Raw genomic sequence first — 14,233 nt, 5'->3', positions numbered from 1 at the left:
AAAAATGAAAGAACACCAACAAACTATTGAAAGAATTTACCACCTGCTAAAAACGTGTCCCGATCCCCAAAAAAGAGAAGAAGGGGAGGGCTGGTCGGTCAAAGAGATTGTGGGGCACCTGGTGGATTCGGTAAGCAATAACCACCAACGCCTGAGCCGGTACCAGGCTAATGGCAATTTAAACTTTCCCGGCTACGATCAAGTCCAATTTGTGCAGCGGGCGCATTATCATACCTTTGATTTTGCCGTCCTGCTCTCGCTGTGGTTCAATTATAACCAACTCCTGCTACACATCATTGACCACCTTCCGCCGGAGGAATTGTCATCAACCGTGACCATTGGCGATAGGCCGGCCCTTACCCTGGAGCAGTTGGTGGAAGAATATTTTGCCCACCTGGAACTGCACGCGCAGCAGCTAAGCAAAATTATAGAATACTAATCCCTGGCCGCAATTATTCTCCACGAATAAGTCTCTATACCATACTTTGCTCCGGCCCGGGCCGCCCGATAAAAATCAGCTATGGCTAAAATCACTCGCCTCAAACATCAAATATTACGCCTGATGCGTTATGCCTTTTGCCTCAACTTTGACCCCCTCATCGGCCTGCTCCTCTTCGCCGGTAGCGTTTACGCCTACACCATTGTCCTGGCCCCCACTGTACTGGAAGGTGATAAGGCCCTGTTCCAATATACGCCTTATGTGCTGGGCGTCACCTACCCCACCGGCTTTCCGTTTTACCTCTTGCTGGGCAAACTCTGGCTCCTTCTGTTTCCTTTTGGTGAAATCGCCTGGCGCATGAACCTTCTCTCGGCGTTATGCGCGGCAGCAGCCCTGCCCTTGCTTTATGGCGCGCTGCGGCGTTTGTTAGAAAGTCGCTGGGCCGCCCTTGTGGCCGTGCTTACCTTCGCCACCCTGCCCACTTTTTGGCACTGGGCGACCGTGGCTAAAACTTACCCGCTCAACATTCTGCTGCTGGCCAGCGTGCTTTATCTACTGAGCCTGGCGCTGAACAAGCAAAAATCTTTGGGCAGTACCCCATACGCAACCCGAAATACGTCAATATTTCGGGCTGCGTATGACATATCTCCCCTGGCCATCCCCACCGGCCTGCTTGGCCTGCAAATCAGCGTGCATAACACCGCTATTTTACTCGTTCCCGGCCTGTTGCTGCTGGCCTGGCTGAATTTCCGGCAATATTTGCTGGATAAAAAACTGGCTCTGTTGCATGCCTTCCTTTTTCTGGCCCCGCTCCTATTTTATTTATACATTCCCCTCCGCGCCGAAGGGTTGATCGCTCACTATGGTCGCCAGGAGGCCATTCAGCGGGGATTATTGGCCGACTTCTACCAAACCGGCCAGGCCGGATTGGTGGACTATTTCCTGGCTGCCAAATTTACCGGCGGCATTGTCAGCAACTGGGGCCTGATCCCGGAACGATTTGCTACCGTTTATGTGCCCCTCCTCGCCGACAACTTTACCCTGATGGGTATAGGTTTAGGCATTATTGGTGGGCTGGCCCTGGCCATCCTGCGCCCGCGCATGTTCTGGCCTCTTTTCTTTATATATATCGTGCCCATTCCCTTTGTGCTCACCTACGACCAGGGCGAACAATCCGCCTTTCTGCTGCCTTCCTTTCTCATGTTTTCCATCTTCCTGGGCGGTATAGTCAACCTAGTTGAACGACTCCTGGCGACACAAATCTCACCCTCCCCCTCTGGTCTCTGGCCTCTGGTTTCACGTCTCCTCCCGGCGCTCGTCTTTTTCACCCTCATCCCTTTCCTCTATCTCCCCCAAATCCGCTACAATTACAACTGGCTCGAGGCCAAATGGAACCGGGCCATTTATGACGAGTGGGCCGACGTCCTTGAACATCCCCTGGCCGAAGGGGCGGCTATGCTGGCTCACTGGGGCGACTTAACCCCCTTCTGGTATATGCAATACGCCCAAAACCGCCGCCCAGATTTGCGCGGCCTTTACCCGCCCACCGAAGAGATAGTGCGAGAATGGTTTGCCACCGGCGGCCAGAATCTATACCTGGCCGGGCCGCTGCAAGGTTGGGCCTCCGGCGTCCAGGAACGTTACCAATTAATTCCCTGGGGCCGGCTGGTGCGCCTTGCGCCGCGTCATATCGCTCCTCAAACCCTGCTGCCCTCCCTTCCTCCCGTTGAAGTTACTTTCAAGCCCGCCGCTACAAACCCGGCCAAACTGCGCCTGTTAGGCGTTGACTATCCCCCTCAAGCCAGCGGCGGCAGCGATTGCGCCGTCACCCTCACCTGGCAGGCTTTGGCCGATCTGCCCCCGGAGACAACTGTCTCTCTCCGGCTCAGCCAGGGCGATACGATTGTGGCCCAGTTAGACGACACCTTGCTCAGTGGCTGGTTCCCCAGCGAAACCTTGCCGGTCGGCCAGCACGTCCTCAGCTACGCCCCCATTCCCATTCCCCTGGGCACGCTGCCCCGTTCATACCGGCTGCAATTAGTAGTTTACACTTACTACAAAGAACCGTGGCTGGCGAGCCAAGGAACAACCGTATTGGACCTGGGAAACGTGGAAATTATATCTCCCCCCACCAACTACAAGTTGACTTCACCTAAAGCAATGTTGCCGCAACACGATTTCAACGGCGAAATTGAACTGACCGATTACGATTATAGCGTCAGGCGAGTGGGCCAGGGCAAAGGTTTTGCCTTAAAGCTCCTGTGGCGGGCCAAACAACAACCGGCTGATAACTATACCCTGCTGGTGGAGATGGTAGATGCTGAGGGCAACATCCTGCGGGCAGTGGCACACCGGCCAGTGGACGGCCAAGCGCCCACCGCTACCTGGCAAACCGGCCAATTTGTGCGCGACCAGATTGATCTGGTTGTTCCGGCCAGCACTCCCGTAGGCACAAAAGGGCTGCGAGTCCGCTTGAGTTGGCTATGGCCGGATGGCTCCAAATTAAATCTACGGCGCTGGTTCTTGCCCTTGGGGGATAGCCTTGATCTGGATTGGTTGGCCATTACCGAAAAAGAGGGGCGGGTGTTTGCCGCGCCGCCGGTGCAGTATCCCATCCACGCCAATCTGGGAAACAAAGTACGCCTCATTGGCTATAATGTCGCGGCAACGCCTGAGCCCGGCTTATCAACCCGAATTTTTAAACAGCAAATCAGCCAACAGGCTTGTACGGCCAATCCAGATAGCTGCCACATCCATTTTGACTTTTACTGGCAAGGGTTGAGGGAGATGGAGGAACCTTATCTGGTTTTTCTCCACGTGGTGGATGAGCAGGGCCAAATTGTAACCCAGCACGACCGGGCCCCGGGCCAACGAGCCAAACAACCCACTACCGGCTGGCTGCCCGGCGAGGTGGTGGCCGATCCCATTGACATCCAACTTCCACCCAATACTGTCCCCGGACAGTATTCCATTTACGTGGGAATGTACCTGCCGCCGGAGGGTCCCCGCCTGCCCGTTTTGGACAACCAGGGCCAGGCCGGGGCAGATTTTGTTAAGGTTGGCGTGATTACCGTGATTCCCTAAACTGCCCGGCTCATTTGGGGAGCGAACCCGGCCTGATTACTATCGTCAAATCCCGCGTGGTAGCGGGCACCTCTATGCCTCCCTTGGCCCCCAATTTCACATTCTCCACCTTGATTCTGGCCGCCACTGCCTGGGAAACAGGTTTGGCCTTAAAAGTAAGGGTTACAAAAATAACGTCCTCGGTAAAATTGGGCGCGCCCTCCCGCCGGCTGGCCGCAAAATCCATTTGCCCTACCTGATTATCAATCAACTTAACAATCACCAAAAGCTCCGGGTTGGGCGTAAGGTCAACTATCGCCAGGTACTCAGGCTCATAAACCAGGCTAAATTGCGCGCCAAAAACGCCGGGCGGAATAATATTTTTTATGGCCACTACGGCCGTAAACAGTTGATCGGCTTCAACCTGATCAGGGCCTTCCGCCGTAACCTGATTTTCGCCGGGCGTGGGGCTGGGCGTAGAGGTAAGGGTGGGCGTGCTCGATGGCGTTAACGTTGGCGTTGAACTGGGGGTGATGGTAATGATTTTAGTTGCGGTGGGGGTGAAGGAGGGCGTATAGGTAGGCGTGGGGGTGGGCGTAGGTGTTTGGGAGGGAGTGGGAGTATAGGTTTCCGTAGGCGTGGGAGTAGCGGTTAGTGTTTCCGTGGGCGTGGGGGGGTGAGTCTCTGAGGGGGTGAAGGTGGCGGTTGTGGTTGGCTCCTCGGCGGTTGTGGGAATAGATGTAGGCGTAAAAACGATTGTTGGCGGCACAGTGGCAGTGGGCGTAGACGGCGGAATCTCGGTAAAAGTTGGCGCAGGGACAACAGTGGGGCTGGGGGTTGGCGCAGGCAAAAGAGGGGTGGCGGTGGCTGTCACAAAAATGAATTCAGAAATCGGAGTGGGCGTTACATTTTCAGAAGTTCTCAAAACCTGTCTCAAAGACGTCAGCAAGGGCAGGGCGGCTAACCCGGCCAACAAGAGGCCCGTGGCAATGAGCAGTAGAGGCAGGTTAGAAGAGCCTGATAATTCAGCCAGAAATTTAACAATTCGCACCCATAATGAAAGTTGAACAGGCATACTTTCAATATGGCCCAGGCGCAGGTCTACCAAAACGGGATGTTCCGCCAGATAAAGGGCCATCAACTGCTTGGCGGCTGAAGCGGGCAGGCGCAAAATAATAATAGTACTACCTTCTTTAACATCCACAATGGTAATGTCATCCTCGGAAATATTCAATTCTTCGGCGATGAGGTGAATCAAGGCAGCCTGTTTGGCGGGGGTAAAATTTTCTATATTGACCGTGGGAAAGGTCAACTTGAGCGTGACCTGGGGTTGTTCGGCGGCGGATACGGGCGCAGGAGCAGGTTTGAACAATGCCGCTTCATATAGGGTAAATTGATAGGGATTGTGGGCGGCAATGAGCGATATTAAATACTGCAATAAACCCCGCCGCTCGCAGTGGTCAATCAGCAGCCGGGCGGTAACGTGTTTGCCAAAACTGCCTTCGGCCCGGTCGTACACCTCGGGGAAATAATCAAAACAAAAGTCGTTCAGTTCCTCATAACTGAAGCTTTTAACCAACAACTCTCGCAGAACTTTTCGATTAACCGCAACGTTGTCAGGTTTCATCAGCCGTTTTGCATTCTTTTACTGTTAACGAACGCCCGTTAACCCCTCCGGGCCACGCCCTCCCGTGCGATGCATCGGCCTGCTGCACTCCCTATTCAATTATACGCAACGCTGTAACGCCCCTTCAAAAAACAATTAGCAACCACTGCCCCATTAAACATAATAGCACAAACCCAACTTCATTACTGTTACAATCTGATTACAAAACTGAGGGGCTATTTTATGGAAAATTCAGCCACTCGCTGCGCCACATCTCTAAAATCCGGGGCTTCAGCGTACAGTTTTTGGAATTCGGTATTGGCTTGCCGACCTTTACCCTGCTGCTGGTAAGAAACAGCCCGCCAATATCTGGCTTCATTAAGCAAAAGCTCATCGCGCCCCTTCTTTTGACGTAGCGCCTTGTTGAAGACCGTAACGGCGGCTTCATGTAAGTTTTTCTCCTGCATAGCCCGGCCATAAAAGATCAACGTTTCCAGAGACACATCGTCCTCCGGCTCGGTATCCTTGGCCCGCTCAATGATATTGTTCCACAACCGCCGGCTGGCATACAATTCACACAACGAGAGGGTAAGTACCGGCTCGCCCGCCAACGCCTCAATCTCTTCCAGCAGGGTTATGGCTTCTCTGACCCGCCGCTGCGTCTGGTATAGCTCAACCAGGAGCAGAGTTGCGGCCAGGCCGTCAAGAGGAACATTGGCCGTAATATTGGGCGTAACATCTATCTCCAGGTGCGCGCCAGGCAAATATTTTTGCATGAGTTCGGTGGGGAATTCGTCATCACTTTGCACCACCTCTTCCAGCAATTGGCTGGCCCTAAATTCCTGGTTCTCCTGTTTAGCCAAGATGGCTGCGGCAAAGATGGCCGCCCCGGCTTCTTCAGACGCGACATCCAGAAAATGCTCCAGGGCCTCGTCAACGCAACCCGCGTGATAATCTTCCAGGCCCCTGGCCAGCTCCTTTTCTGCTTTTGACGCCAACAGACCAGGTTCAGGGCGTTCCGGCAAATTGGCCTGGCGGGGCACGCTCTGCGCCGAACTTGAGGCCGGGGATTTCTTTTTACTACTTTTGCTCTTCCCGCTCAACTGCTTACGATAACTCAAACCCGTGCCGGGGATACCCACGCTAAACTGAGTACCACGCGGCCCGGTGCTGAGGCGCAAGCCCGGCACGCCCGCGCTCACCCCCACGCCACTTTTGCTGATATTCAGCCGGATAAATTTACCCAGCCGGATACTGCGTTGTAAACGAAAACCCATTCCTTTATCCTATCAATGTTTTTATATTTCTATCCGGCATATTTCCGGTTTGCCCGGCGCGTAGCGCACCTGCACCGGATCGCCCACTTGTAATGTATGATACGCTTTACGGTTGATTTCAGTTGCCGTAATCTCCGGCTGGCCGAGAACAGCAAAACAAAAAGCCACACAATAATCCTTGCCGCCGTCGGAGTCGGTTTGCGTCCAGCGGTCCGTCAGGCGAGCGGCCGTGATTGCACCATGCTGACTCAATAAACGGTCATAACGAATTTCTTGGCCGCTGGTATAAATCAACCAGAGGCCAATACCAACAAAAAGGCCGCCAAACAACATAAAGCCGGTCAGAAACACTATCTCCAAGGTTTTAGACTGCCCCTCCAACCGGACCGTTTCCGGTTTAACCGCAACGTAGCGCACATTGACCCGGCTTTCGGGGATAAGCGTTTTATAGGTATCCCAATCAACGCTTTCTTCGTGGGTCAGTTGGCGGCGATCGCCCTGGGGCAGGGGCGCCCAATAACGGTAGGTGACGTAGTAGGTGTCGCTCTCTGAATCCGGATCAATGCGCCGGCTGATGACCACAGCTTCGGTGGTGACGCCGCCGGTGTGCAGCAGAATGGCCGTGCGCAACTCTGAGATGAGAACGCCCAACGGAACCAGCACAAAAATAAGGCTGAACATTGTCCAAGCCAGGCCAAAGAGCAGGCCGCACCCCCCGCTGCCTGCCGCTCCCAACGGCGGTTTGGCCGTGGGCCGGCTCGCGGCTGTTTCCGGCAGCGAGGCCAAACAAGGCTGCCCGGCCGGTGGGTTATCCGCCGCCCGGCGAATAACCCACCGCACAACGGCTACGGCCGCTATCAGGCCAAAGGTTATCACTGCTATCCAGGTCAACATCATGGGCAATCTCACCCGGCCACTTGTTAGCGTTTACGCTGTTTTTTGCGGGCCTTTTTTTGCTGTTTGCGTTTGGTTCTGGCTTTTTCTTTGGCTTTTTTTTGGGCCTTGAGTTTATTCTTAGCTTGGGCGTCTGCGCCTCCCCTATTTTTGCCAACCGGGGGTGATAAAGGCCGGCCCAACGGCTCGTGGTAATTGGGTCTGGGTGTTTGGCGTTCCCGGAGCAGGCCCAACTCAATCTGTGTGTCTTCCCAATCGCCCGGAACGGAAATATCAACCCGACCGGCGGCAAAAGCCTGTTCCATCACCGGGGCCGACTCCACTGCTTTGAGGTCAATCAGGGAACTGACCAGGAAGGCGTTCAACGAGGGAGAAAGTTCCCGGAACTGCTCTAACTGCCGGGTGAGGGCGGCCACGCATTGCGTTCTGAGTTCGGGGTGACGCCGGCCGATTTTGACAAAACTCTGGGCTGCCGTTACCCTGGCCCATAAACTGTGATCAGGATTGGCCAGGTAACGGCTCAAAGGTTCAAGGGCCGGCCGGCCTATCAGGCCAAAAACATCGGGCAGGTCTTCACCAACCCAATCATCGTCAAATTCATCAACGCGGCCAAAAAGAGACATCAGCGGCTCAATGGCGGCTTCGGCCCGCAACTGGCCCAAGGCCCGCCAGGCATGGATCGGCGCCCATACTTCGTCGGTGTCACTATCGGCCCAGTTCAGATCCTCGTCTAGGGCCATGCGGATCAAATCGGGCGTGTGTTCCAGGGTTAAGCCCAGGGCCGGATAATCGGCCCACTGGGGTTGGTCGCGAACATCGCCCAGGCTTAATAATTGGGCAACGGGGGCAGGATAATCGCCAGTTGTTTCAACCACGGGTTGTGTGCCCAACCTCTGCCGCAGGACCGCATTGACCTCGTCCGGGTCAAAGGCTTCCGGGTCAAACTCGCCGCCCACCCATTCCAGCATATCCTGGTGTTCGTCGTGGTGAGGATCTTTAATGGCTGCCAGGAAGTCATCATAACCCCACACCCCGCCCACGTCTTCGGGCGGACCGGCCCGTTTACCCTTGAGACAAAGAGGATATTCTACGCCCGGTTCGGGGGGTAAAATTTTTTCAATCAGCAGTTCGTGCCGCCAGTCGTCGCCAAAATCGTACTCGTAAATAAATTTGAAGCCTTCACGAGGGACAATTTGGCTCAGCGTAACCTTACGCTCATCGTTCACTTCATGCCAGTCATCGGGATGGGGTTCGCCAAAGTAAGTTTCGCCCACCACAAATTGGTGTAAGTGGTAATCGGCCCAGCCCATGATCACCTGTAAGATCAAGTGCAGTTGGTTCAATTTGGTATCGGCCCGCACCTGAATCCTGCGCCAGATGGGCGGCTTGCTATCTTTGAGGGTAACTTTGATTTGATAAATCTCGTTTTTGGCCATTTTTGCTTAACCCCGTCCCAGGACATACCTCAAAGGGTATGGTCATCTGATCATGTTCGATCGGTTTCTATTATTGTATCACAGCCGCCCCCCACCGACAATCAATAGACATAGGGATTATTTTGAAAAAGCCATCCTGCACTTGGACATTGCCAAATTTGTGCTACACTTCCGGTCACTATGTCACTTTTGCGCCATAAACTCTACCTGGCCGTAGTGTTGGGCCATTTTACAGTTGACGTTTTTGCCAGTATGAGTTCGGTGGTGGTTACTTTTTTTAGTGTGCCCATGTTATTGACCGGCGCCCAAATTGGCCTGGCCATCGGCCTGTTCCAATTTATTGGCGCGGGGACCCAGCCCATTTTTGGCTGGCTGACCGACAAAATCGGCAGTCGCTGGCTGGGGCCAGGCAGCGTAGCCTGGATAGCCGGTTTGATGGCTTTGGCCGTGCTGCTGGCTCAACTTACCCAAAACTTTTGGCTTTTCCTGGTACTTTTTAGCCTGGCCGCCCTGGGCGTAGGCGCGTTTCACCCGCAGGGGGCAATGCACGCAAGCACAGCTATAGCCAACCGGGCCGCCACAGCCACGGCCGTATTTTTTTTATTTGGGCAGAGTGGGTTATCTCTGGGGCCGGTGCTGGCCGGGTTGCTTCTGGACAAAGTAGGGGCGGTTGGCGTTTGGATGCTGGCCCTGGGCGCAACGCCGCTGCTTATTTTTATCACCCTGGCCATGCGCCACGCTGCCCTCCCCCTTGAACCTGCGCCTCATCCGGCCAATGGAAATCAGGGGTCCCTGGTGGCCGTGCGGTGGGGGGCACTTGGCCTGCTGGCCCTGATCATGGGGCTGCGTTCCTGGGCCTTTTTGGGCACGGTCTCTTTTTTGCCCAAAATGTTTCAACTTATGGGCTGGGAAGCCACCGCCTATGGTTTTATCACCGGCGTATTCTGGTTGGCTTCGGGCATAGCCGGGGTTATTGGCGGCCACCTGGCCGACCGCTGGGGACGGCGGTCGGTGGTGTTGATAACTATGCTGGCCGGCTCTCTACCTCTCTTCTTTTTGCCGCTCACCAGTAGCTGGCTGGCCTTTCCTTTGGCCATTCTCTTTGGAGGCTTGGGCGGCGCCTCTCACAGCATTTTGGTCGTTATTGCCCAGGCCCTGCTGCCGGGCCGCAAAGCCCTGGCTTCGGGCATCACCCTGGGCTACATTTTTGGCGCAGGCGCGTTTGCCACGTGGGCCATCGGTGTTCTGGCCGATGGATGGGGCCTGGCCCCCGTGATGCAGGCCAGCGCCGGGATAGGCATTCTGGCGGCTTTGCTGGCCTTCTTGCTGCCAACTACCAGGGAAGCGGCTGTCCCCACCAAAGCGGAAGGCATACCAGCTTAGCCCAACCGGCAAAATACCAGCTTTTAAACTGACACCAATTCAGACGTGCAATAGGGGCAGCGGGTGGCCTTGATCGGAATAGTCGAGTGGCAATAGCCACACTCTTTCGTGGTCGGTTCGGCGGGCGGCGCTTCTTCCTTTCGCTGCAAACGGTTGATACCACGGATAAGCAAAAAGACCACCCAGGCCACAATAAGGAAACTGACCACGGCATTGATGAACAGGCCATAATTGATGGTCACCGCGCCGGCAGCCTGGGCCTCGGCCAATGAGGGGTAAGGCGACGGCGGCGTTCCGGCCTTTAACAAAATATACAAATTGTTGAAATCAACCCCACCCAATAACAACCCAATTGGCGGCATAATGATATCGTCAACCAGCGATTTGACAATTGTGCCAAAAGCGGCCCCGATGATAATACCCACGGCCATATCTACCACGTTGCCTCGCAAGGCAAATTCTTTAAATTCTTTAAGCATAAGATAGCTCCCGTTTTATATTAGATTAGAGTAACTGACCAACGACCAACGACGAAGGACGAACAGCCAATTTCGTTGTTCGCCCTTTGTCATTGGTTGGTGATGACAGACTATTAAGCTTGACCAAGGAGCAGTAAAAACTTAGAACAGAGCCAACCCAAACGTTATGGCTGAACAGGCAGACGCCCGTCAACCTGGTCCAGGCTCTCCAGGCCTGGGATTGAAGTAGAACATGGCGGCGGGTTGAATGGATTAGGCAAGATAGGCGTGCCGCCAACATTGATCGGGATCGAGAAAATATGGAGGTTATTATTTTCATCCGTCTCAAGCACTTCACCATTAGGATTCTGGCTGGTAGGATAATTGTCGTCGAGAGAGTCAACCCGCACGTACAGATAATAGGTGCGCGGATCGCCAAAGTAATTATTAAGCGGCATACACTTCCAGGTTTGCGGCCAGCAGCCCAAACCGTTGGGAATGAAGTTGCTGTAATTGTTACAGGTTCCGGCCAAGTCGTTGGGGTTGAGATTGCTGATCACAAAATCGCCGTCGGCCGGCATGCCGTATACTTTCCAGGCCACACCGTAAGGCACTACCGTATCGGCAAAAGCCTCGTCCCAGGGCCGGTTAACGGCCGGATTCAGGGCGCTATTGGTAGACAGGTAAAGGTCTACCCAGAAGGGGGTGGCAAAAGCCGTGCCCGTGTTATGCAGGGTTACGGTAATATCCACCGGATCGCCAGTGTTGGGTGATGTATTTGAGACCGTAACACCACGCACGGTCAGGTCAACAATGAGCGGCGCAGCCCCGGCGTTTTTCAGGATGATGGGCAAATATACACTGCCGGGCGGCGTGGTGATCACCTGGTGGGTGACGATAGTGCTGGTCACCGGAGCGGTTTCATGGCTGTTGGCCGTGGCTGTGTTGGCAATGATTGTGCCGGATAAGGCCGCGGTCACGTTCACCTGAATAGTGGCTGTGACCGCCACGCCGCTACCCAAGCTGGCCACCGAGAAGGTAATCACCCCACCGCCGGTATCCACCGGCCCGCTGCCCACCGGCACAATCGAGCCGGTGACAAAACCAACGTCGGAGTCAAGCGCATCGGTGATGACCACGCCGGTGGCGGGGGCCGTGCCGCTGTTGGCCACCACAATTTGATAGGTGATGGAACTGCCCGCCGGAACAGTGCCGCCCGGCGGCGTGGCTGTTTTGTTAATGGTCAAGGTAGGCATCGTGGAAGGGGTGATGGTAAAGGGGGTGTCGTCGGAGAGAGGCCCTTCTGCGGCGCCGGTGATGGCCGTAGTGCCGGGGGTCAGGCCCGCAGTGACCGTAGTGGTGGCAATGCCACTGACCGTGGTGGCCGTAAGCGGGTTGACGGTGCCATACAAGGCCGGGATGGTGAAAGTGACCACCAGGCCATTGACCGGGTTGTTATTGCAATCCGTAACCGTGGCAGTAGCCACAGCCGAGCCGCCAACAGAGACGCTGGCCGGAGAAACGGTGACGGCGATAACGGTGGGAATGGTGGGGGTGATGACCTGGACAAAATAACCGGGGAAGTTATTTACAGCCGGATTGGTGGCCCATTCTCCCAAGATGCGCACATTTCCAGATAAAGTGCCGGTACCTGTGAGGATGGACGAAACCATCCCATTTGCATTTGTATTTCCAGAATTTGGCACGATTATGCCCGTGGCCGGTGCAGCCAGTAATGATAAGTTTACGGGTTCTTCAGGCGTTGGATTATTCCACCGATCGGTCAGGGTGGTGGTGACCAAGGCTGTTTCGCAAATGTGGATAACGTTTGGATTGGCCGTTATCGTGAGGGTGGTGGGGGTATTGGGCCGTATTTCCACGTCAATAGTGCCGGTAATGGTGCCCGTGCCGTCATCGGTGGCGGTGATGGTATCCGAGAGCGGCGAGGTAGCCTGAGTGACCGTGACCGTGGTGATGGTGATGCCATTAACAACCGTCACCGGGGTGGGCGCAATAGTGCCGGTGGTGTCGGCGATGGTAGCGGGGCCACTGAAAGGAGTAGGGTTGCCGTACGCATCCAGCGCAGTAATGGTGAGCGTAAACGGTACTCCGGCAGTTTGCGGCGAATTGGCTTGCAGGTCAAACCGAACCGGCGGCCCGGGCGTGATGGTCACCACGGTGGTGGTATAGATAGTGCTGATGCTGTTAAAGGCCGTTACCACCGCCGTATAAGTCCCTACCGAAGTATAGGTGTGGGAGGGATTCATGCCACTGCCCAAGGGAGTGCCGTCGGCAAAATTCCAAACGTAAGTAACACCATTGGTAATGTTGGTGGTAACAGTAAATTGCGTGGCCGTATTGACCACGGTGGGACTATCGTTGACGGCGCTGATGGTAAGTAGTTTCTCTTCCACATCAACCACCAGCGTTTTAGTAGCGGTGGGCACCCGACCCAGGGTATCCTGGCCGGTCACAATGGCCGTGTTGGTGATAGCCGGTGTATCGGTCACTTTGACCGTGTAAGTGATAGTGGCGGTGGTACTATCGTTGTTTGGCCCCAGGGTGGTGGTGCCCAACCGGGCCAAGAGCGAACCGAGCCGGTCGTCATCCAGGGCCAGAATGGTGACGGTGAGGGGGCCGGTGTTGGTGACGGTGTAAGTGTAAGTGATCACTTCGCCGGGCGCAGTGGCGGTAACATTGGCCGTTTTGGCCAATTGGATAGCGGGCGTGTAAACCAGCGTTACGGCAGCCGAGGCGACTTCGGTGACGGTGGTGGTCAGGTAGGTGCCGCTGACCGTGGCCGTATTGGTGAGCAGCGGATAGTAATTGAGCAAATCAAGTTGAGAAACCGTATGGGTGGTAATCACGACGGTAGACAAGCCGGGCGCCAGGGGAGTCACTGGAGGCGACAGCGGCCCCAGTTTATCGTCAGACAGAATCAGGTCCAGGGGTGCCTGGCCGGTGTTGGTAATGGTGTAACGGTAGGTAATCACCTGGTTAAGGGTGGCGCTGGAGGGAGTGGCCCTCTTTTCCAGGCTGATGGCCGTGGTGTAGGTTAAAGTAACCACCGCCGTGTTTGTGGCCATAACCGTTTGGGAAACAATGGTATTGGCGCCGGTCACAATGGCCGTGTTGACAATCGGGCCGGGTAGATCGCCGGCGTTGACCAGTTTGACGGCTGTGCCGGTCACGCTGTTTTGCGGAGCGACCGTCATTGCCGATAAAGGAGGGTAGGTGTCGAGTTCGTCGTCATACAGGATAACGGTCAGGGTAATGTCGCCGGTGTTGGTGATCCGGTAGGTGTAGGTGACGGTATCGCCGGGCGAGGCCGTGGCCTGGCTGGCCGTTTTCACCACCGTAATGCCAATCGTGTAGGTCAAAGGCACGCTGGCGGTGTCGGTGGCCACGGTTATTTCTGAGAGGGTGTTGACGCCGGTCACCGCAACCGTGTTGGTCAAAAAACTGTAAAGCAGATCATTTTCAACCACGATGGTGGTATCAGTAAAAACCTTGCTGCTACCCGGCGCTAACGGCGGAGGTGTGAGGGAGGTCAACCCCAGTTTGTCATCATCCAGGGTAATGGTATATAGCGTGACCGTGCCGGTGTTGGTGATGTAGTAGGTGTAAGTGATAGTATCGCCCACCTGGGCCGGCAGACCGGCCGAGGCCGTGTAGGT

At 55.2% G+C, this 14,233-nt stretch carries 9 protein-coding genes; 3 read left to right on the top strand and 6 right to left on the bottom strand.

What is annotated here, in order from left to right; all coding sequences use genetic code 11:
• Positions 1 to 4: 4 nt before the first annotated feature.
• Both JW953_22275 and JW953_22270 read left to right on the top strand, forming a co-directional pair.
• The gene (locus JW953_22275; protein MBN1995432.1) at positions 5 to 439 is read left to right on the top strand and encodes a DinB family protein; all 435 of its coding nucleotides are present in this window, start codon (positions 5 to 7) and stop codon (positions 437 to 439) included.
• 81 nt (positions 440 to 520) lie between these two features.
• Positions 521 to 3,523: a DUF2723 domain-containing protein gene (locus JW953_22270; protein ID MBN1995431.1), complete on the top strand. Its 3,003-nt coding sequence runs from the start codon at positions 521 to 523 to the stop codon at positions 3,521 to 3,523.
• A 10-nt stretch (positions 3,524 to 3,533) separates the two neighbouring features.
• Here the strand turns inward: JW953_22270 and JW953_22265 are convergent, their stop codons facing one another.
• The 4 genes from JW953_22265 to JW953_22250 all read right to left on the bottom strand — a co-directional run bounded on the left by JW953_22265 (position 3,534) and on the right by JW953_22250 (position 8,715).
• The gene (locus JW953_22265) at positions 3,534 to 5,129 is read right to left on the bottom strand and encodes a hypothetical protein (GenBank protein ID MBN1995430.1); all 1,596 of its coding nucleotides are present in this window, start codon (positions 5,127 to 5,129) and stop codon (positions 3,534 to 3,536) included.
• 215 nt (positions 5,130 to 5,344) lie between these two features.
• Entirely contained in the window at positions 5,345 to 6,385 is a 1,041-nt protein-coding gene (locus JW953_22260) for a DUF4236 domain-containing protein (GenBank protein MBN1995429.1), read from the bottom strand.
• Positions 6,386 to 6,406: 21 nt separating this feature from the next.
• Positions 6,407 to 7,282, bottom strand: coding sequence for a DUF3592 domain-containing protein (locus tag JW953_22255; GenBank protein ID MBN1995428.1), 876 nt, complete (start codon positions 7,280 to 7,282; stop codon positions 6,407 to 6,409).
• Between the two features lie 23 nt (positions 7,283 to 7,305).
• A complete protein-coding gene (locus JW953_22250) occupies positions 7,306 to 8,715 on the bottom strand; it encodes a DUF1186 domain-containing protein (GenBank protein MBN1995427.1) in 1,410 nt (469 codons plus the stop codon).
• A 180-nt stretch (positions 8,716 to 8,895) separates the two neighbouring features.
• Here JW953_22250 and JW953_22245 point away from each other — a divergent pair, with 180 nt between their 5' ends.
• The gene (locus JW953_22245) at positions 8,896 to 10,098 is read left to right on the top strand and encodes an MFS transporter (protein MBN1995426.1); all 1,203 of its coding nucleotides are present in this window, start codon (positions 8,896 to 8,898) and stop codon (positions 10,096 to 10,098) included.
• 23 nt (positions 10,099 to 10,121) lie between these two features.
• Here the strand turns inward: JW953_22245 and mscL are convergent, their stop codons facing one another.
• Together mscL and JW953_22235 are read right to left on the bottom strand one after the other, a co-directional pair.
• Positions 10,122 to 10,577, bottom strand: a complete 456-nt coding sequence (gene mscL, locus JW953_22240; GenBank protein ID MBN1995425.1) for a large conductance mechanosensitive channel protein MscL — start codon at positions 10,575 to 10,577, stop codon at positions 10,122 to 10,124.
• Positions 10,578 to 10,741: 164 nt separating this feature from the next.
• Positions 10,742 to 14,233, bottom strand: a 3,492-nt coding sequence (locus JW953_22235; protein MBN1995424.1) for a PKD domain-containing protein, incomplete at its 5' end; no start/stop codon positions are given.

The organism is Anaerolineae bacterium (genome assembly GCA_016931895.1).
GTDB lineage: Bacteria > Chloroflexota > Anaerolineae > 4572-78 > J111 > JAFGNV01.
This window is presented reverse-complemented; position numbering and strand designations above follow the sequence as displayed.

Excerpts from the sequence above, each read along its gene's own strand:
- JW953_22275 (MBN1995432.1), top strand. The coding sequence starts at position 5 with ATGAAAGAACACCAACAAACTATTGAAAGAATTTACCACCTGCTAAAA.
- JW953_22270 (MBN1995431.1), top strand. The coding sequence starts at position 521 with ATGGCTAAAATCACTCGCCTCAAACATCAAATATTACGCCTGATGCGT.
- JW953_22265 (MBN1995430.1), bottom strand. The coding sequence starts at position 5,129 with ATGAAACCTGACAACGTTGCGGTTAATCGAAAAGTTCTGCGAGAGTTG.
- JW953_22260 (MBN1995429.1), bottom strand. The coding sequence starts at position 6,385 with ATGGGTTTTCGTTTACAACGCAGTATCCGGCTGGGTAAATTTATCCGG.
- JW953_22255 (MBN1995428.1), bottom strand. The coding sequence starts at position 7,282 with ATGATGTTGACCTGGATAGCAGTGATAACCTTTGGCCTGATAGCGGCC.
- JW953_22250 (MBN1995427.1), bottom strand. The coding sequence starts at position 8,715 with ATGGCCAAAAACGAGATTTATCAAATCAAAGTTACCCTCAAAGATAGC.
- JW953_22245 (MBN1995426.1), top strand. The coding sequence starts at position 8,896 with ATGTCACTTTTGCGCCATAAACTCTACCTGGCCGTAGTGTTGGGCCAT.
- mscL (MBN1995425.1), bottom strand. The coding sequence starts at position 10,577 with ATGCTTAAAGAATTTAAAGAATTTGCCTTGCGAGGCAACGTGGTAGAT.